Below are 19,321 nucleotides of genomic sequence, written 5' to 3'. Positions count from 1 at the left end.
TTTGACAACGTCGAATCTTTGATTTCCCGACTTAGCAAAACATAAAAAAGGCAAGAATGAAGAACAAAATTATTATAGCATTAATTAGTTTTACAGGGTTTTTCGGCAACACTCAAGAAGAGTTGATAAAAACGTTGTTTGAAAACAAACAATATGATCAGATTATATCTGAGCATTCAGCTAAGGTAAAAGACTATTCCGCAAAAGCTATTTATTATGTTGGCATGGCATATTATTCTAAAGCTTATCATAATAAACCCTATTATAAAGAGTTCTTGAAATTAATGAATTTGTCAATAAAAAAAGATAAAACAAATCCTAGGCCTCATTTCATTAAAGGAAGTTATTTTAATTACATAGGGAGGTTCCGTAGCGCCATTAAATCATTAAAAAAAGCGATTAAATTAAACCCAAATAACAGCTACTATTTAAATGAACTTGGTAATTCGCATTTGTTTATAGGCAATAATGATAAAGCGATTAAGCTTTATAAACATGCCCTACAGAAGGATGACCCTCCCGATTACTTATTTACACAGATTGCTCAGGTTTATTTGATAAAAAACGATATTAAAAATGCACTCAAATCCTTTTATGTAGCAAAAAATAATATCTCGAAAGAAACACAACTTTACATTTCTGTTCTTGAAAATATTGCAAAACACGAACGATCAACTAAACACTTAGATAAAGCACTAATTGCGTTTAAAGAATTAAATAAATTAGACCCTACAAATATTAAATATTACGCTGAAATCATACAAGTGTATAACGCTAAAAAGGATTACGAAAAAGCTGAACTCCACAAACAGAAATTATATGAAAACTACGCCAAAGACACTGTAAGTGAATACCCTCGCACATTCTTTTGTTTTGATAAATTTATTTTGAAAGGAAAAAGAGTACATGGTTTGGAGCAATTTAAAGCAACAAAAGACAAAAATTATAAGCATATGTTTCTCCAGATTAATGAAAATGGAAAACCTGAAATTATAATTAGGACAACAATTTTATCTGATTCTCTGAAATCAGGAAGTCCAAAATATGTACTTGAAATGGAAAAGAACAAAATTCATACAATTTTTCCGTACAAATTTGTGGAAAACTTCAACTATAATGACTTAAAAAAAACAGTAATTTTAATTTTTAATAAACAAATCAAGCGAAAAAAAATAAAGGTGAGTAATAGGAGACTCTTTACCATACGCCCTACCTTAATATATAATTAGCTATCATAAACAGATTAACAATATAAAGAACGAAATAAATGATCGTATTAAAAAATAAGTAATTGAATTATTTAAAACAAAGTCATTCAACTAAAACACCAGTTCCGCAAAGTCTCCTGACTTCGCGGAACTTAAAAATGAAAACATAAAAAAAAACCTTTAAGCATATGAAACCATTATTATTAATTCTATACTTATTTTTTGGAGTAACGACCTACGCTCAAACTTATAAATTTGACCTGATAGCTACCTACACCCAAAAAGTAAGTGGCAGGGAACGTACACGAATTGTTTGCTCAAACGCAACCAATGATCATTATTTTCTAACCATAGGTACTTTTACATCTTCTTCAACAGCGTTTTTGTCTGATTTTAAAAAACAAATCTACCATACCTACGAAATAGTAGAAACGAATATGAATTATACTTTCAAACACCTATCTACCTCTAAAATTGAATCGACCAAAGCCTATTTAAATCATGAATTTGTTTTTGAGGAAATCGAATCTGACAGCCTGTTCAGAAAAGTAAAGGTGTTAATTTATAAAAATGCAAAAAGAAAAAGACCGGTAACCTCTCGAACAGTTGTACTTGAAAAAAGTGATCACGATCTTTTTTCACTATATCGCGTAGCGTGTTTACATCCCTGGGAAAAATTAGATAAAATGAAATATCCAGGAAAATACAAAGTAGTAAGTGGGAAAGGTAAAACCTCTGGTGGATATAAAATTGAAACTAAGTTAGTATCCATAAAACCTATTAATTTAATAATGAACATACCACGTGAGTAGAATCTTAGAGACGCCGAGTTAAACAAATAGTAAAATGATTCGATTGAAACCTCTAAGGAATATTCAAATACTTATGCGTCTGAAGTGACACCTTCCATTTGGGGTGTTTCATCACATACTCAACGATAGAAGGCGTGACTTTATCGCGCTTGCTCCACTCCGGTTGGAGGTACAAAATACAGTTGGAATTTACTTTAGCGGCCTGTTCTTCCGCAAATTTTAAATCGTCCAAATTGTAAACAATCACTTTCAGTTCGTGTGCTTTTTGATACACCTCATCTAAAGGGCCTTTTAATTTTTTAGGAGACAAACATATCCAATCCCAGTCGCCAGTAAGCTTATACGCCCCAGACGTTTCGATATGCGTTTGCATCCCCTTTGATTTTAATTCGGCGGTCAATGGATTCATGTCCCACATCAAAGGCTCACCACCCGTAACCACAATGGTTTGACTGTCTTTCGCCGCATCCTTAGCAATGTCCGAAATTGCAGTCGGCGGATGTAAATCGGCATTCCAGCTTTCTTTGACATCGCACCAATGGCAACCCACATCACAGCCCCCTATTCTTATAAAATAAGCAGCGGTTCCTTTGTGGAATCCTTCCCCTTGAATGGTATAGAATGCCTCCATAAGTGGCAGCATTTTACCAGCGTTTACAAGCGATTTAATTTCGGTTTTTAACATAATGGGCAAAAATAGTTTACTGTTTTTGGTTTAAGTCATAAAACTTCATTTATTTTTACTCGAAATTAAAAAATTAGCATTGAACAATACAACATCAACCATGAGAAACTATTTATTGATCGGATTACTATTAGGCCTTTTTGTGGCTTGTGAAACAAAAACAGATTCCTTTGCCATTACCAACCACAGTGTTGGAATGCTCACCGACTCCACAAAAGTGAACGCCCTAAAAGTGGTGTTTGCTAACGACTCTATCAGCAAATACATTGGAGGTGATGAATTCACAGGCAGCACCAACACCATCAGTATTTTCGAAAAAGGAACGGGAATCTTGTTACTCGAATTAGACCCTAATTATTCTTTAGATTCGTTGTCCACCATCCGAACGGTGCGTATTATGGACGCGCGTTTTAAAAACAAAGACGGTCTGAATACACTGAGCACTTTTGGAGACATCAATTCTAAATACACCGTTTCCAGCATTCAAAACACACTGCGAAGTTTGATTATTTCTGTGGATGAAATCAATGCGTATTTCACGCTAAACAAAACGGAATTACCAGAAGAAATGCGCTACGATATGAATCAAAAAATAGAGGCGATTTCCATTCCTGAAACGGCTAAAATAAAGGACTTTTACATGCAATGGTATTAAACGATGGCAGCTTATAAAATTCAAAAATCCCCCTTTGTTGTTCCAACAACAGATGGCAAACTGATTGAAGAACATTTTGGGAAAGCAACGGACGGCAACTCCGCTCTGAGTATTGCCCACATGGTAGCTCCTCCAGGTTGGAGTGAACCCTTCCAAACGCCTGAATTTGAAGAATACACCTTTATCATCAAAGGAAAAAAACAATTCATTATTGAGGGCGAAACCCTCATTTTAGAACAAGGACAGTCCATTAAAATTGAAAAAAATACACGAGTTCAATATTCAAATCCCTTTGACGCCCCTTGTGAATATATAGCAATCTGCACACCCGCATTTTCAATAGAAAACGTACATAGAGAAGAACAATGATAAAAACAATCATCCCAAAACTTATCGGAGGAATTATAAACTTCATTGGATTTTTTAATTCGGCATACGCCTCCAATCTTGCCTTAAAATTATTTTCAAAGCCGAGAGATGGTCAACTGACTTCTTATGCGAATTCATTTTTAGAAACTGCGACGACGAAAACAACTTTGCACTACAACAGCTTGCCCATTCAAACCTATCACTGGGAAGGCACCAAAGAAACTGTGTTATTGGCACACGGTTGGGAAAGCAATTCTGGACGCTGGCGCCATAAAATTCAAAAACTACAAAAAGAAGGGTATAATGTGATCGCGCTGGATGGTCCTGCACATGGCGGGTCTGGAAGCGACACTTTTAATGCGATCCTCTATTCAGAATTCATCAATGTTGTCAGTGAAGAATTTAAACCCACTTCATTTATTGGACATTCTGTAGGAGCGATGGCTTTGGTTATTTTTCTTCAAAAACAAACCTATACGCACGCTAGAAAAATTGTACTTCTTGGAGCACCCTCAGCATTTATAGGCATCATGAAACGCTATAAAGAAATGATGGGCTATAGCCAACAAATTTATAAAGGGATAGATACTCAGATTGAGCTTAAATTTGGCAACCCACCGAGCTATTTTTCAACGGCTGACTTTGCGAGAAATATTGCTGCTGAAGGCTTACTAATTCACGATAAAAACGATCGCATCATCCCTTATCAAGATGCGCTTGACATTGATGCTCAGTTCAAAAACGCCAAACTAATCTCGACTGAAGGACTTGGCCACTCTCTAAAAGGGGATTTTATTTCTGATGAAATAATTAAATTTTTGAGCCACTAAACTTTTGTAAATTCGCCACATGGAACCAACTTCAACAAGACTGAATAAATATTTAAGCGAAGCCGGGCATTGCTCGCGTCGTGCTGCTGACAAACTGATCGACGAAGGGCGTGTGACCATTAACGGAGTCGTTCCAGAAATGGGTACCAAGGTTTTAGAAGGCGACGAAGTAAAAGTCGATGGAACAACCATTCTTAATGAAGCCAAAAAACGAACCTATATCGCGTTCAACAAACCTGTTGGAATCGTTTGTACGACCGATACGGGCGTTGAAAAAGACAATATTATTGATTACATCAAATACCCAACTCGGATTTTCCCGATTGGACGTTTGGACAAAGATAGTGAAGGCTTGATTTTATTGACAGATGATGGCGATATCGTGAATAAAATTCTTCGTGCCAGTAACAACCATGAGAAAGAATACATCGTGACGGTGGACAAACCGATCTCTCAAACATTCGTACAACGCATGTCTGCAGGCATTCCATTAGAAGAACTCGGTAAAACCACCAAGTCCTGTAATGTAGAAAAGCTAAGTACTTATGAGTTTAAAATAGTGTTAACACAAGGCCTCAACCGTCAAATTCGTCGCATGTGCGAATACCTGAATTATGAAGTACAATCGTTGAAACGTACCCGCATCATGAACATTCATCAACAATGTGAAGTTGGTGCTTACCGCGATTTAACAGAGGATGAATTGAATACTTTAAACGAAACTTTGAAACACTCTAAAAAAACACTCTAATGTCTGTAGCCCCTTTTCATTTAGCCATCCCCGTTTGGAATTTAGAAACGTGTCGTATCTTTTATAGAGATATTTTAGGTTGCGTAGAAGGCCGCCACAGCGATCATTGGGTGGATTTTAATTTTTTTGGACACCAACTCGTGATTCATTTCAAACCAAAAGAAGAAGCAACGGATCTTCATGTCAGTAAGGTCGATGGAAAACAGGTGCCCGTTCCTCATTTTGGGGTGATTCTTCCTTGGGAAAAATTTGAAAGTTTTTCAGAACATTTGAAAACTCAAAAAATCAATTTTATTATTGAACCTTACATCCGTTTTGAAGGACAGGTTGGCGAACAAGCCACGATGTTTTTCTATGATCCCGCAGGGAATGCTTTAGAGTTTAAAGCCTTTAAAGATACGTCTCAGATTTTTGCTAAATAAATGAATTCGCAGCATGACGTTCGCAAGCGAGCAGTGTGTTTTTCAGTAACATCGCAATGGTCATTGGTCCTACCCCACCAGGTACTGGTGTGATATAACTTGCTTTTTCAGCAACACTTTCAAAATGCACATCTCCTGCAATTCGATACCCTCTTTTCTTCGTTTCATCGGGGACTCTTGTAATTCCCACATCAATAATAACAGCTCCTGGCTTTACCATTTCAGCGGTTAAAAATTCTGGAATTCCCAAAGCAGCAACCACAATATCTGCCTCTAAAGTCAGCTCTGCTAAATTGGTTGTGCGACTGTGTGCGATGGTGACGGTAGCATCGCCGGCTGGACGCTTCTGACTCATCAAAATACTCATGGGGCGTCCCACAATGTGGCTTCTCCCGATGACGACAACTTGCTTTCCAGAGGTTGGTATTTTATAACGTTCTAAAAGTTCCATGATGCCGTAGGGAGTTGCAGGTAAAAAGGTTGGCAAGTCCAACGCCATACGTCCTACATTCATGGGATGAAAGCCATCGACATCTTTATCTGGATGTACGGCCATCAACACTTTTTGTTCGTCGATATGTTTTGGTAATGGAAGCTGTACAATAAATCCATCAATTGCTGGATTGTCGTTTAGAGTATGTATTTGAGCTAATAGGGTTTCTTCTGTGGTTTCAACGGGCAAATCAATCAGAGTGGAATCAAATCCGACAAGTTCGCAGGCTTTGACTTTGGCGCCTACATAGGTCATACTAGCACCATTAGTTCCTACGAGAATGGCTGCTAAGTGTGGCGCACGTTTTCCTTGGTTTTTAATTTCTGAAACCGCCGCAGCGATTTCAACTTTTATATCTGCACTTGTTTGTTTTCCGTCTAGTAAAATCATTGTAATCGGGTCGTTAGTTTAAAGCTATCGTGGCATGTTTTTCATCATTTGCATCATTTTTTTTCCGCCACCACCTTGCATCATTTTCATCATTTTACTCATTTGATCGAATTGTTTCATCAATTGATTCACTTGTTGAATGCTGGTTCCTGATCCTGCACCAATCCGTTTTTTACGACTGGCATTCAAAAGGGTTGGCTTGGTACGTTCTTCGGGAGTCATCGAATGAATAATGGCTTCGATGTACTTAAACGAATCGTCATCCACATCCACATTTTTCATCATTTTTCCAGCCCCAGGGATCATTCCCATGAGGTCTTTCATATTCCCCATTTTTTTAACCTGCTGAATCTGAGATAAAAAATCATCAAACCCAAATTGGTTTTTGGCGATTTTCTTTTGAATTTTTCGAGCTTCTTGCTCATCGAATTGTTCTTGTGCGCGTTCTACTAAGGACACCACATCTCCCATACCCAAAATTCGTTCGGCCATACGTGCAGGATAGAACACGTCAATGGCTTCCATTTTTTCACCTGTACCAATAAACTTGATCGGTTTATTGACGACTGATTTTATGGATATGGCAGCTCCACCTCGGGTATCTCCATCTAATTTTGTAAGAATAACTCCATCAAAATTCAGAATGTCATTAAAGGCTTTGGCGGTATTTACAGCATCTTGCCCTGTCATCGCATCCACTACAAACAGTGTTTCTTGTGGCTGAATTGCTTTGTGAATGTTTGCGATTTCACTCATCATGGCTTCATCGACTGCCAAACGACCGGCGGTATCAATAATCACCACATTACACCCCTTGGCTTTGGCTTCGGCAATACCTGCTTTGGCAATGGCAACAGGATCGTTATTTCCAAGGTCGCTATAAACCTCAACGCCGACTTGTTCTCCAACAATCTGCAACTGATCGATGGCCGCTGGACGGTACACGTCACAGGCGACTAACATTGGTTTTTTGGATTTTTTTGTTTTTAAATAATTGGCAAGTTTTCCAGAGAAGGTGGTTTTACCCGACCCTTGTAAACCCGACATCAAAATGACACTTGGAGTGGCCGATAAATTAATACCTTCGACATCGCCTCCCATTAAGGTGGTCAGCTCGTCTTTTACAATTTTGACCATTAATTGACCCGGCTGAAGCGTGGTCAAAACGTTTTGACCTAATGCTTTTTCCTTGACCCGATTGGTAAATTCTTTGGCGATTTTATAATTCACATCGGCATCCAACAACGCACGTCGCACTTCTTTGAGTGTTTCGGCAACATTGATTTCTGAGATGCTCCCATGTCCCTTGAGGACGTGAAGGGCTTTATCTAATTTTTCACTTAAATTATTGAACATAAAATGCGGTTTTTATCAATTTACAAAAGTAAAGAAATATTTTATTTTAAAACCGTTAATAAGCTGTTAAACCCACGGCTGTATTTTTTAAAAAGAATCGAAATCGAGTTAAGGGGTAGAACTAGAAATCTGCAATAATTTACCGTTATAAAACTGATGGCTATTTTTTGCAAATTCAAAAATATAGTTGGCCATTTCAGTCGCGGTTGTGGGGGCTTCATAGCCTGGAAACGCTTCGGCTAGCATTTCAGTTTGCACAGCACCCAATGCCAAGACATTAAAAGAGGGACCTGTTTCTTTGTATTCTTCTGCCCAAAGTTCGGTGAGGGTAATGACAGCACCTTTACTAGAACTGTATGCAGACAACCCTGGGAATTTTACAGAGCCTTGCACGCCACCCATGGAGCTTATGGTGACCACGTGTCCTTTTTTGGGCATGAATGGAATCATACGTCGGGTAAGTTCGGCAACGCCAAAAACATTGGTGCTATAGACTTGTTGAAAATCTTCAAAAGTGGTGTCGGCAAATGGCTTATTTAAAAGTGTTCCTGCATTGTTAATCAGAATATCAACCTGTGACCATTCTTTTTTAACAAAGGCTTCTACGCGATCGTAATCTTCGGATTTACTCAAATCAAAAGACAAGGCAGTAATGTTATCGAAATTTAAATTAGAAACAGGCTTTGCGTTTCTGGACAGTGCCAAAACCTCGTAGCCAGCATTGGCAAAAAGATGGACGAGTTCAAAACCGATGCCACGGCTGGTTCCTGTAATTATAACTGTTTTAGTTCGGTTCATGCGTGTTTTATTTATTGTTTTTTATCGGTCACACTTCGACTACGCTCAGTGCAGGTATGGAGTATCCATATAATCATTTTCCTTGGGTATCAAGCTCAAGGTATGGAGGGTGCATACATTTGAATTTCTTTGGTATCTGTATTGCAAATTTGCACGATGCCAGGTATTAATTTATTAATAGTGGTCGCCATAAAAGCGAAATCTAATTGGTCTATTTCATCATCGACATGGTGATAAAAATCAAAATTAGTCAAATCGCAAGAAGAAATGGTATGACTTGGTACTTTAAATTCATTGTAAAACGAATAATTATCGGATCGCTTGAAAAGATTGTGTTTTTTAGCAACATCTGAGATCCCAACCATGGTTGTATTGGTATAGGTGTTTAGTTTTTCACCCAAGTCAGACAATTCATAACCGGTTAAGAAAATGTCATAATCACGATCTATAAAAGGCACGCCGATCATTTCAAAATTCAGCATGGTATATAAATCAATGTCTTGTTCGTTTAATTTTTTAGCCAAGGCTTTTGAGCCTAATAATCCTTTTTCTTCTCCTGAAAATAATGCAACTATGATGGATCGTTTATTCGTTCCTGAATGTGCCAGACGGTTGGCAATTGCCAAGACGGCAGCAGTGCCTGAAGCATTGTCATTGGCACCATTGGCAATGGAATCGTTTTCCACTGTTTCGCCAAATCCTATATGGTCATAATGCGCGCCTAACAGCACAATTTCATTTTTTAATTTAGAATCATTTCCTTCTATATACCCAACGACATTCACGCCTTTAAAACCTTTGGATTCAAAGGCATCAAAATAGGTTTCGAAATAGGGTTTGATGCCAGCTTCGATAAATTTTGATTTGATAAATTGTGCAGCCACCAATTCACCTTCAGTGGCGGTTTCGCGACCTTTGAGTTCGTCGGAGGCTAGAAACTCAACAAAGTCACGAATTTCTTGAGGCTTTACTTCATCGTCTTGATTTGAAATACACGATTGAACAATGAGAGTGGCTAGCAGTAGAATTTTGAATTTCATGGGGTTTGTTTGTTTATTCGTTTTAAGAGCGAAGATACTAAAGTGCCCATTAATCACTAATTAGTTGTTTTTTTAGATTAAATTTTAAGGTGGAAAGCTTATAAAAAACAGACATCAAGACCACAATAAAAACTTCAAACCATAACAAATAATAGGGCCATTGACCGATGACCAAAGGATTATTCACTTGTGGCGGTTCTGCCAAATACATATAATTAGACCCTAAATAAAAGTTTAAAGGCATGATGAATACCAATAACACATTAATGATAATAAAGGACGTAAGGACTGAATATTTAGAGAGTTTGATGTTTAAATTTTGAAGCATGTAGAGGGGTAATAAAAAGATCGTTACGTGTCTTACATAGTATTCTAAATACGCAAAATCACTGCCGTCAAAGCCATTCATTTGAGGGGTGAGCACGGACATGATGCCGCCAATAACACCCGTGTAAAACACAAAATCAAACAAAACTTGTTTCCGTTTCAAAAAGGGCAGAAAAGAACAGATCAACCCTGAAATTCCGCACAAATGAAGCGGCAGATCAGTAACTATATTCCAGTGTCCATTTAAAACCGTCCGTAAGGGGGTCACCACCGATGTGAAAAACATAATGCCTCCCATGAGGTAAGTGACATTCACATTCTGTTGTCGCGACAAAAAACGACCCAGTCCCAAGATAAAAATAACAACCACTAACACAGCACAATTATTCACGATCCATTCATCGGACATAAATTTGATAATATAGTTAGGAAATGTTTGATTGGTTATAAGTATCAAGGTTCTAAATATTAGTTAATTATAATTTAAAAAATAAAGATACATAATTAAAAGATATTAGTATTTTTACATCCTCACAAAAAGGGTCATTAACTCAGTTGGTTCAGAGTGTTACCTTGACAGGGTAGAAGTCACTGGTTCGAATCCAGTATGACCCACAAAATAAAGCTGTGTTTTGTCAATCTGAACCTGCCTACCGCCAGGCAGGCTTGTTTCAGGTTCTGAAACAAATTAAATTTAAGTTAATTGAGATTCTGAAATAAATTCAGAATGACAGATTTCTTGCTTTTAGACAGTCTTTTTTAAATGAATTCCAATACCCGCTCCAAAGCCATCCCACGCGATCCTTTTATTAAGATGCTGGTATTTGAAATGGTTGTTTTTTCTAAATGTATTTGAAGGTCTTGAAAGGTTTCAAAAAATAGGAGGTTTGGATGGTGTATTTTCTGCTCAAAGAAATGAGACCCTACAAAGTAAAAACTACAGTCCTTGGTTAAAATTGCTTGGTTTACGACTGCTAAATGTTCTTTGGCGCTGGTAGTTCCAAGCTCAAACATATCTCCTAAAATGGCGAGCTTGTGTTGGTTTTGAATGCCTTTAAAATTTTCCAACGCAACGTCCATACTGCTCGGATTGGCGTTGTAAGCATCTAATAATATTTCATTGGAGATTTTCTGAATGATTTGCGATCGGTTATTTTCCGGCACATAGGCTTCAATTCCATTTTTTAGCTGTAAGGGTGATAACTTGAAATAGATTCCAATAGTCAAAGCCGCTGCTACATTGCAGAAATTATAAGCCCCAACAAGGTTGGTTTTAATGGTTGTGTTTTTTAGTGCGACATTCAAAAAGGGTTGTGTCGCCGTAAGCTTCACATTTAGAGACGTTTCCAGAGATTGAGAAAAGGTATAAACGTTATCGTAAGTCCCAACTTGCGCGACTTGTTTTCCATCATCAGAATTCAAAATAATCAAGCCTGTGTTCGCCTTGAGGAAATCATACAACTCACTTTTGGCTTTTACGACCCCTTCTTCTGATCTAAAGCCTTCTAAATGGGCTTTCCCAAAATTGGTGATATAGCCCATGTTTGGTTGTGCAATTTCACAAAGCATCGCAATTTCTTTTGCGTGGTTCGCTCCCATTTCTACAATGCCAATTTCGGTATCAGCAGTCATGCTTAAAAGCGTTAAAGGCACGCCTATGTGGTTGTTTAGGTTTCCAACGGTCGCCACGGTTTTGAAGTGTAGTTTCAATACGGCGTGAATCAATTCTTTAGTGGTGGTTTTTCCGTTGCTTCCTGTCAGGGCAATAATGGGCAACCCGAGGTGATTTCTATGAAAACTAGCGAGTGCTTGCAGCGTTTCTAAAACGTCATCAACCAAAATAAAACGTTCGTCTGTGGGATGCACGACCTGATCAATCACGGCATAGTTTGCGCCGCTTTCAAGCGCTTGGTGTGCAAATGTATTCCCATTAAAGTTCGCGCCTTTTAAGGCGAAAAATAGAGAGTCCTGTTTGATGTTTCGCGTGTCGGTAGAAGTGCCTGAGCTCTTCAAAAATAAGTGATGAATTTGGTTTAATTCCATATCCTAAAAATAAAAAAAAGTCCTAACAATTAAAATTGATAGGACTTAAAATTATGTAAAGTAAAAAAATTAATTTTTTCGTTTCTTTTTTGAAAGTGATTTAGACCCTACTCTAGACATTGCACATCTAAATCCGATATAGTCTGTTGCCATATCTTCTGGGTAATAACGTCTTTGAGCTGGATCGAGCCAGTATTCTCTGTCTTTCCAAGATCCACCTTTGTAGACTCTTACTTCGTCATTGATAAGTGATGTTCTCACATCTGACTTATCATATTGTCTATTTATCCCTGAGTCATTTGCAGACACCTTGTGGTTTGGAGAGTTGTACATTTTACGCGTCACGGCATCATTATCAGAATCGTCTTCTTCAAAATCATCAAAGAATCTTGAAGATCTTGCATCACCGTCCCGGTAGTTAATATTGTTACTTTCATCGAAATTGGTACGTAAATAGGTTTCATTTTCGTCCACCGGTACTTGACTAATTTGACCTGGAAGGCCTGTGGCAATTACTTTTCCATTTGAAAGTGTGTCATATTCAATGTCATCAATCCCAATCACTGAAACACCACCATCTTCTCCAATAGCATTTTTGGTATATACATTACCTCTATAGTATCCGAAGTCACTAAACTCATCATCTACAATAGGTCTGTAAACATCCGCAACCCATTCCGCAACGTTCCCCGCCATGTCATAGATTCCAAAATTATTGGGCTCGTAAGACATCACTTCGTTTGTAATATCGGCTCCATCATCAGACCATCCAGCAATTCCGCCATAATCTCCTTTGCCTTGTTTGAAATTTGCTAATTGATCTCCTCTTGTTTTACGATCTCCAGATCGAGAGTATTGACCATCCCAAGGATATTTTTTACGTCCTCTGTAAACGTTGTAACTTCTAAGCTCTGTAAGTCCCAATGCTGCATATTCCCATTCTGCTTCTGTTGGGAGACGGTATTTTAAGGGGATAGCGCCTGTTTCACGAGTGGCATAGACATTTATTTCATTGCCCTCTTCATCAGTTTTAATCTTTCGTTTTCCACCTTTAATAACTTCTTCATTCCCTCCAAAAGTACTTGTTGGAGTGTTTACGTAGGTGTCTATATTGAAATTACTTTCTGCAGAGGTATCTAGAATATTGGAATCTCTTTTAAGATAGCCTTCTTCTTGTAAGCCCATTTCTGCAACTCTATCGGATCTCCAGTTTGCAAATTCAACGGCTTGCATCCAACTCACTCCAACCACTGGGTAATCTTTATAAGCGGGATGACGAAGGTAATTTTCGACCATCACTTCACTGTAACCCAAACGGTTTCTCCATACGAGTGTGTCTGGGACGGCTCCGTTATAAATAGATCTGTAATCTGGATTGTCTGGTGGATACACCCGCTTAATCCAATCTAAATACTCCAAATACATCATGTTGGTAACTTCTGTCTCGTCCATATAGAAGGACTGAACGTGCTGTTGGTTGGGCGAATTGTTCCAGTCGTGCATGACATCGTCTTGCACTTTTCCCATGGTGAAGGTTCCCCCTTCCACAAAGACCAATCCTGGTGCAGTTTCTTGTTCTTTGAAATTTGTGTTGTATTGAAAACCACCTTCTTTGGCGTTAATTTGCCAACCTGTCCCTCTTGAAGAGTTTCCAGATTTTGATGATTTGCTACATCCTACTAAAGATGTGGACAATGCTACTAGAAGTAATATTCGTATTGTTATCATTTTTTTCATATTCAACTTATAATTGGTAAAACGCAATTGAATTAAGTCCCGCAATATACTAATTATAGATTATTATGCAATAAAAAAGCAGAGGGATTTATTCTATTTTTTTGATTTATTTATTTGGATTACTTTGATTAAAAACGCTGAATTTTATGATTTATTATTGTAATTTTGAAATTAGCTTTTATTTATCGATACTAATGACCATAACATTGCGTTTCTTTACTATGAAAAGATTGTTGCCTTTTATAGCCTTATTTTGTTTTTATTTTGGAACCGCTCAAACTCAAAGTTTTGACATCAACTGGGGCGGATCAATCACTTTAAGCACTGGCGACAGCTCTATTGAACTCCCTTCTTTTGACTCAAAATACTATACATTTTCGCTCAAAAATGGCATTACTTTTTCAGCCCAATGGAATCTGAACGGACGCTTAGATGAACGTTCGGCGGCACTAGAATCCGTTGAAAGTATTGAGATTTCCAAAACAGATTTAAAACAATTGCCACTATCTTCCATTCCAAATACGCCCTCCTTAAAGGTTGAGAATGCAGTTTATAGAGATAACTCAAAAGGCCATGTAGAAATTTCGCCTATTTATTATGAAAATGGGGTTCTTAAAAAAATGACACGATTTACGATTTCATACCGAATGAATGCGCAAAACAGAAGGACTTCTAGCACCGCTTCCATCAGCAGCTCTAATTTAAAATCAGGAGATTGGTACCGATTTGCCGTCGATACCACGGGGGTTCACAAACTAAACCGAAATTTTCTGAATAGCTTGGGCATCAACACCAGTTCCATAAACCCTAAAAATATTAAGATTTATGGTCATGGTGGGAAATCGCTTCCTTTACTGAACTCGGATACCGTTTCTAACGATTTGATCGAAAACACCATCCAAGTGGTTGGCGAAGAAGATGGTGTTTTTAATGACAGTGACTACATTTTGATGTATGCCATTGGACCTAAAAAGTACAACTCCGACAACAATTCACACGTTAATCCTTACAGTGATAAAAGTTATTATTATGTAAATATCAGCCTTGGAAATGGCGCCAGAATGTCCACAGCAATAGAACCCACTGGCGAAGCAGATGTGACGTATAACAGTTTTCATAACTATAAATTTGTAGAATCTGACACCTATAATATTGCCAAAATGGGAAGGCGCTGGTTTGGGCATCGTTTCTATGTGGAAAACGTAAGAGCGTTTAGTTTCGACTTCCCAAATTTAATCACAAGCAGCCCTGTGGCCTTGAGAGTTTATACGGCCGCAGCATCCGAGTCTGACACTTCAATGCAGCTCAACGTGAATGGATCTGAAGTTGATAATTTTACTTATGAAGCAATTGACAAAGACATTCTCGCAAGAGCAGATTTTTTTAGCGGAGCTGTTTCCTCTAGCTCAGAAACTATCAATGTAGAATTATCTTACAACAATAATGGCAATCCGTCTGCGACGGCATATTTAGATTATATATCGATAGAAGCCGAATGTGCGTTGACGAGCCTCGGAACTCAATTTGAATTCAAACATAATGGCACCTCAACACAATTAGGGATTGGTCAGTTTGAGATTTCAAATGCCGCTACCATCTCTCAAGTTTGGGACATCAGCAATCCGTATCAAATTCAATTTTACACCAATACGGATGCCGCATCTGAATTTAGTTTCAAAACGAGTTTAGGAACCTTAAAAACCTACCAAGCAGTGGGGCCTGATTTTTATGTCCCCAGAAAAACCAACAACACCAATGTACCCAATCAAGACATTAAAGGGACGGTATTTTTGGACGCCCAAGGAGAATTTAAAGATATTGACTATCTAATCGTCGCACCCAATTATTTAAGAGCGCAAGCGGAACGTCTGGCACAAATTAATCGGACTCAACACAATTTGAACGTCAAAGTATATGCTTTAGAATCCATTTACCAAGAGTTTAGTTCTGGAATGCAAGACATTGGAGGCATTCGAAATTTTGTAAAATATGTATATGACAATGCCAGTACACCTTCCAAAAAACTAAAATACTTGTGTTTATTTGGCGATGCTTCTTTTGATTACAAAGACCGTATTTCTAACAACACCAATATTGTTCCCTCTTGGTATTCCACAGAAAGTTTTAGTTTGACAACTTCTTTTATATCTGATGACTATTTTGGCATGATGGATTCCAATGAAGGCACCATGTCTAACAACAACATACTAGACATTGCAGTGGGACGGATTTTGGCCGAAAACACCCAACGTGCCAAAGAAATGGTAGATAAAGTAGAGTCTTATTATATGCCCGAAACTTATGGAAGTTGGCGAAATAATTTTTTACTCATCTCGGATGATGTAGATGATGTATCAGACCGCATCATTCAATCCACAACTGAAATTATTGCAGAGGATGTCAAAGCAGAAAAACCCTTTATGAATGTCAAAAAAATTCATGCAGATTCCTACGTTCAAGAAACCTCATCAGGAGGCGCACGATATTCTCTCGTAAACAAAGCTATTTTTGATGCGCTAGAAGTCGGAGCGCTTGTGGTTAATTATTTTGGACACGGCGGGGAAGATGGCTTAGCTAACGAACGTATTTTTGACAAAATAAATGCACAAGAGCTTAACAACCCCTGCAAGCTTAACTGCTTTGTAACCGTCACTTGTGAATACACCAAATTTGACAACCCGCTGAGAGAAACGGCTGGCGAGTATTTATTTTGGAATAAAAAAGGAGGTGCCATTAGCTTGATCACCACCACGCGGAAAATTTATGTGAATGCTGGCACCGCTTTTAATAAAACCTTAAGTCAATATTTATTTTCATACGGAAGTGACCAAACCTTGAGTATTGGTGAAGCACTGAGGCGTACTAAAAACGATCCTGCGATTTCCAGCAAACCTCAGCGTCGCTTGGTTTTTAACATTGGAGATCCTGCCATTAAACTTCCCATTGCAAAACCAGACATTAGAGTTACAAAAATAAATGACGAAGACGTGAACAACAGCACCCAAGTTCTAAAAGCTTTGGGTCCTGCCAAAATCGAAGGGAATGTCACCGATGCACAGGGAACTGTTTTAAATAACTACAACGGCGTACTCACCGCAACTATTTACGACAAAGACCTTCAGCGTTCTACCCTTGGAAACGACGGCGTAGAAGATGCGGCGGATAATTTGATTCTAATGAACTTTGATGCGTTGGGAGAAGTGATTTTTAGAGGACAAGCAAGTGTGACCAATGGACAATTTGCATTTGAATTTATTGTCCCTAGAGATATTACAGTCACAGAAGGGAATGGAAAAATAAGTTTGTATTCTAAATCCGAAGCTCCTCTATCCGACAATAGGGGGTATAATTACGACATTAAAATTGGAGGGGTCAACCTCAATGCGCCAGAAGACAATATAGGACCGACCATCAACCTATATATGAACGATGAAAATTTTGTTTCTGGGGGCATCACCAATGAAGAGCCGACGCTTTTAGCAAATTTATATGACGAAAATGGCATCAATACCGCCAGTGGGATTGGACATGACATTACCGGTATTTTAGATGGAGATGAAACCAATGTTTACAAATTAAACGACTATTATGTCGCAGCCATCGATGATTACAAAAGAGGTTCTTTGAGTTATCCTCTGAGAGATTTAAGCCCTGGTTTACACACTTTGACTCTTAAAGCATGGGATGTGTACAACAATGCTTCTACACAGGACATTCAATTTATCGTCTTTGATAAAGACGTTAGTTTAGAGCTTACCAATGTGTTGAATTACCCCAATCCATTTGTGAATTACACAGAATTTTGGTTCAACCACAATAGTTCGGATGTATTAGACGTTTCTATTCAGATATTCACCGTTTCGGGTAAATTGATAAAAACCATTAATGGACAAACCAATGCCGGCTCTAAAACAACAAGTTCTGTCTCTCGAGATATCACTTGGGATGGCACCGACGATTTTGGCAGCAAAATTGGAAAAGGAGTTTATGTCTATAAATTAAAAGTACGTTCATCAAGCACAGGAATGCAAGCAGAAAAAATTGAAAAACTTGTAATCCTTTAATATTACATTATATTTGTTAATTCATAACACCAAAATTAAAAATGATTCCAACTCAAAAAAACCAAAAATTAACATCCATTTGTGTGCTGTTTTTAGTCGCGCTATTTTCAACCAAAGCAGTGGCTCAGACTACTATCATAGCCGACCCAGACTCGCGAGTGATTACAACGGGAGTCCCGTTTATTCTAATTGCTTCCGATGCACGTGCCGCAAGTATGGGAGACATGGGAGTCGCAACCTCTGTAGATGCCTACTCTCAACAATGGAATCCTTCAAAATACGCCTTTTCAGAAGCAAAAGCTGGGATTGGGTTTAGCTACACCCCTTATTTGAGGAAATTAGTAAATGACATCTTTTTAGGAAGTCTTACCTATTTCAACAGACTTAACGAACGGAGTGCATTTGCTGTCAGTCTTAAGTATTTTTCGCTTGGAGAAATTGAACTCCGTGAAGATGAATTTTCGACGCCTTTAATTGAAAGCCCCAACGAATTAACATTCGATGCCTCTTACTCTTTGAGACTTTCTGATCAGTTTTCAATGGCAGTTGCCCTGCGTTATTTGCGTTCAGATTTGAAAATTCAAGCAATCGACGTGAATGCCAAAGCGGCAAGTTCGTTTGGTGTGGACATTACAGGGTATTACCAAAGTGAAGAAGAAGCCTACAACGAATTTAATGGCCGTTGGAGAGGTGGATTTGCCATTCAAAATTTAGGGCCAAAAATTAAATATGACGAAGGTGGAAGAGAAAATTTCTTACCAACCAATTTAAGATTGGGTGGTGGATTTGACTTTATCTTTGACCAATACAACAGAGTCAATGTCACCGCTGAAGTTACTAAACTATTGGTGCCAACACCGCCAGTAACAGGAAAAGAATACAACTATACCGATACCAATGGCGATGGCGTTTATAACCCTGATGACGGAGATGTTAGAGGAACTCTTGTGGGTAACGTAATTCTTGAAGGACAAGATCCGGACGTTGGATTTATGTCAGGTGTATTTCAATCGTTTAACGATGCGCCTGGTGGGTTCAGCGAAGAGCTCGATGAGTTCACTTGGGCCTTAGGCGCCGAGTACGTTTACCAAGACTCATTTGCTTTTAGACTCGGATATTTCAATGAAAATGAATTCAAAGGAGCTCGTAAGTTTTTCGCGATGGGTGCCGGGTTCAAATACACCGCAATTAATATTGATCTATCGTATTTAATCTCAGCTTCCAAAGTACAAAGTCCTCTAGAAAATACCTTGCGTTTTTCTTTATCCGTTAATTTTGGAGACGGCGAATACAGCGAATACTAAGCAATCGCTTTGATAAAACACTAATAAAAACTATTGC

17 protein-coding genes and 1 tRNA gene are annotated in these 19,321 nt (G+C 38.2%); 10 read left to right on the top strand and 8 right to left on the bottom strand.

From position 1 onward, the window contains the following. The first annotated feature begins 56 nt into the window (after positions 1-56). Together FORMB_RS08765 and FORMB_RS08760 are read left to right on the top strand one after the other, a co-directional pair. Positions 57-1,229, top strand: coding sequence for a tetratricopeptide repeat protein (locus FORMB_RS08765; RefSeq protein WP_069677090.1), 1,173 nt, complete (start codon positions 57-59; stop codon positions 1,227-1,229). Positions 1,230-1,396: 167 nt separating this feature from the next. Further along, positions 1,397-2,020, top strand: coding sequence for a hypothetical protein (locus FORMB_RS08760; protein ID WP_069677089.1), 624 nt, complete (start codon positions 1,397-1,399; stop codon positions 2,018-2,020). 52 nt (positions 2,021-2,072) lie between these two features. Here FORMB_RS08760 and FORMB_RS08755 read toward each other — a convergent pair whose 3' ends face one another. After that, a complete protein-coding gene (locus FORMB_RS08755) occupies positions 2,073-2,705 on the bottom strand; it encodes a 7-carboxy-7-deazaguanine synthase QueE (RefSeq protein WP_069677088.1) in 633 nt (210 codons plus the stop codon). Between the two features lie 79 nt (positions 2,706-2,784). Here FORMB_RS08755 and FORMB_RS08750 point away from each other — a divergent pair, with 79 nt between their 5' ends. From FORMB_RS08750 to FORMB_RS08730, 5 genes are read left to right on the top strand one after another with little or no spacing between them, the layout of a single operon-like run. After that, the gene (locus FORMB_RS08750) at positions 2,785-3,360 is read left to right on the top strand and encodes a hypothetical protein (protein WP_231925532.1); all 576 of its coding nucleotides are present in this window, start codon (positions 2,785-2,787) and stop codon (positions 3,358-3,360) included. 3 nt (positions 3,361-3,363) lie between these two features. Then, positions 3,364-3,729, top strand: a complete 366-nt coding sequence (locus FORMB_RS08745) for a cupin domain-containing protein (RefSeq protein WP_069677086.1) — start codon at positions 3,364-3,366, stop codon at positions 3,727-3,729. Further along, entirely contained in the window at positions 3,726-4,559 is an 834-nt protein-coding gene (locus tag FORMB_RS08740; RefSeq protein WP_069677085.1) for an alpha/beta hydrolase, read from the top strand. The genes FORMB_RS08745 and FORMB_RS08740 overlap by 4 nt, the downstream gene beginning before the upstream one ends. A 19-nt stretch (positions 4,560-4,578) precedes the next feature. After that, positions 4,579-5,310: a 23S rRNA pseudouridine(2604) synthase RluF gene (rluF, locus tag FORMB_RS08735; protein WP_069677084.1), complete on the top strand. Its 732-nt coding sequence runs from the start codon at positions 4,579-4,581 to the stop codon at positions 5,308-5,310. After that, positions 5,310-5,732 (top strand): VOC family protein, encoded by a 423-nt coding sequence (locus FORMB_RS08730; RefSeq protein ID WP_069677083.1) that lies wholly within the window; start codon positions 5,310-5,312, stop codon positions 5,730-5,732. The genes rluF and FORMB_RS08730 overlap by 1 nt, the downstream gene beginning before the upstream one ends. On the opposite strand, the gene folD is transcribed toward FORMB_RS08730, so the two are convergent. The 5 genes from folD to FORMB_RS08705 all read right to left on the bottom strand — a co-directional run bounded on the left by folD (position 5,725) and on the right by FORMB_RS08705 (position 10,593). Further along, positions 5,725-6,615, bottom strand: a complete 891-nt coding sequence (gene folD, locus FORMB_RS08725) for a bifunctional methylenetetrahydrofolate dehydrogenase/methenyltetrahydrofolate cyclohydrolase FolD (RefSeq protein ID WP_069677082.1) — start codon at positions 6,613-6,615, stop codon at positions 5,725-5,727. The two genes, FORMB_RS08730 and folD, sit on opposite strands and share 8 nt — an antisense overlap. A gap of 24 nt (positions 6,616-6,639) precedes the next feature. Continuing rightward, complete coding sequence (gene ffh, locus FORMB_RS08720) at positions 6,640-7,971, bottom strand: signal recognition particle protein (protein WP_069677081.1); 1,332 nt, start codon at positions 7,969-7,971, stop codon at positions 6,640-6,642. 108 nt (positions 7,972-8,079) lie between these two features. Next, on the bottom strand, positions 8,080-8,769 hold the full coding sequence (locus tag FORMB_RS08715; protein ID WP_069677080.1) for an SDR family NAD(P)-dependent oxidoreductase: 690 nt from the start codon (positions 8,767-8,769) through the stop codon (positions 8,080-8,082). 95 nt (positions 8,770-8,864) lie between these two features. Next, positions 8,865-9,809, bottom strand: a complete 945-nt coding sequence (locus FORMB_RS08710; RefSeq protein WP_069677947.1) for a M20/M25/M40 family metallo-hydrolase — start codon at positions 9,807-9,809, stop codon at positions 8,865-8,867. A gap of 49 nt (positions 9,810-9,858) precedes the next feature. Further along, on the bottom strand, positions 9,859-10,593 hold the full coding sequence (locus tag FORMB_RS08705) for a YwaF family protein (protein ID WP_069677079.1): 735 nt from the start codon (positions 10,591-10,593) through the stop codon (positions 9,859-9,861). 83 nt (positions 10,594-10,676) lie between these two features. Here FORMB_RS08705 and FORMB_RS08700 point away from each other — a divergent pair. Next, a tRNA-Val gene (locus FORMB_RS08700) sits at positions 10,677-10,751 on the top strand. Between the two features lie 144 nt (positions 10,752-10,895). Here the strand turns inward: FORMB_RS08700 and FORMB_RS08695 are convergent. Together FORMB_RS08695 and gldJ are read right to left on the bottom strand one after the other, a co-directional pair. Further along, complete coding sequence (locus FORMB_RS08695) at positions 10,896-12,179, bottom strand: UDP-N-acetylmuramoyl-tripeptide--D-alanyl-D-alanine ligase (protein WP_069677078.1); 1,284 nt, start codon at positions 12,177-12,179, stop codon at positions 10,896-10,898. A gap of 69 nt (positions 12,180-12,248) precedes the next feature. Continuing rightward, positions 12,249-13,916: a gliding motility lipoprotein GldJ gene (gldJ, locus tag FORMB_RS08690; protein ID WP_069677077.1), complete on the bottom strand. Its 1,668-nt coding sequence runs from the start codon at positions 13,914-13,916 to the stop codon at positions 12,249-12,251. Between the two features lie 194 nt (positions 13,917-14,110). Between gldJ and porU the strand changes: the two genes are divergently transcribed. Both porU and porV read left to right on the top strand, forming a co-directional pair. Further along, a complete protein-coding gene (gene porU, locus FORMB_RS08685) occupies positions 14,111-17,980 on the top strand; it encodes a type IX secretion system sortase PorU (protein WP_231925531.1) in 3,870 nt (1,289 codons plus the stop codon). Positions 17,981-18,021: 41 nt separating this feature from the next. Then, complete coding sequence (porV, locus tag FORMB_RS08680; protein WP_069677076.1) at positions 18,022-19,284, top strand: type IX secretion system outer membrane channel protein PorV; 1,263 nt, start codon at positions 18,022-18,024, stop codon at positions 19,282-19,284. The last annotated feature ends 37 nt before the right edge of the window (positions 19,285-19,321 follow it).

The organism is Formosa sp. Hel1_33_131 (assembly GCF_001735745.1).
Lineage (GTDB): Bacteria > Bacteroidota > Bacteroidia > Flavobacteriales > Flavobacteriaceae > Hel1-33-131.
Note: the sequence above shows the minus strand (reverse complement) of the source record. Positions and strands in the feature narration are given on the sequence as shown.

What these genes read in the sequence shown, in the direction of transcription:
- ffh (WP_069677081.1), bottom strand. Translation starts at nt 7,971, where the DNA reads ATGTTCAATAATTTAAGTGAAAAATTAGATAAAGCCCTTCACGTCCTC.
- FORMB_RS08755 (WP_069677088.1), bottom strand. Translation starts at nt 2,705, where the DNA reads ATGTTAAAAACCGAAATTAAATCGCTTGTAAACGCTGGTAAAATGCTG.
- gldJ (WP_069677077.1), bottom strand. Translation starts at nt 13,916, where the DNA reads ATGAAAAAAATGATAACAATACGAATATTACTTCTAGTAGCATTGTCC.
- FORMB_RS08765 (WP_069677090.1), top strand. Translation starts at nt 57, where the DNA reads ATGAAGAACAAAATTATTATAGCATTAATTAGTTTTACAGGGTTTTTC.
- FORMB_RS08740 (WP_069677085.1), top strand. Translation starts at nt 3,726, where the DNA reads ATGATAAAAACAATCATCCCAAAACTTATCGGAGGAATTATAAACTTC.
- rluF (WP_069677084.1), top strand. Translation starts at nt 4,579, where the DNA reads ATGGAACCAACTTCAACAAGACTGAATAAATATTTAAGCGAAGCCGGG.
- FORMB_RS08760 (WP_069677089.1), top strand. Translation starts at nt 1,397, where the DNA reads ATGAAACCATTATTATTAATTCTATACTTATTTTTTGGAGTAACGACC.
- FORMB_RS08745 (WP_069677086.1), top strand. Translation starts at nt 3,364, where the DNA reads ATGGCAGCTTATAAAATTCAAAAATCCCCCTTTGTTGTTCCAACAACA.
- porU (WP_231925531.1), top strand. Translation starts at nt 14,111, where the DNA reads ATGACCATAACATTGCGTTTCTTTACTATGAAAAGATTGTTGCCTTTT.
- FORMB_RS08715 (WP_069677080.1), bottom strand. Translation starts at nt 8,769, where the DNA reads ATGAACCGAACTAAAACAGTTATAATTACAGGAACCAGCCGTGGCATC.
- porV (WP_069677076.1), top strand. Translation starts at nt 18,022, where the DNA reads ATGATTCCAACTCAAAAAAACCAAAAATTAACATCCATTTGTGTGCTG.
- FORMB_RS08695 (WP_069677078.1), bottom strand. Translation starts at nt 12,179, where the DNA reads ATGGAATTAAACCAAATTCATCACTTATTTTTGAAGAGCTCAGGCACT.
- FORMB_RS08710 (WP_069677947.1), bottom strand. Translation starts at nt 9,809, where the DNA reads ATGAAATTCAAAATTCTACTGCTAGCCACTCTCATTGTTCAATCGTGT.
- FORMB_RS08730 (WP_069677083.1), top strand. Translation starts at nt 5,310, where the DNA reads ATGTCTGTAGCCCCTTTTCATTTAGCCATCCCCGTTTGGAATTTAGAA.
- folD (WP_069677082.1), bottom strand. Translation starts at nt 6,615, where the DNA reads ATGATTTTACTAGACGGAAAACAAACAAGTGCAGATATAAAAGTTGAA.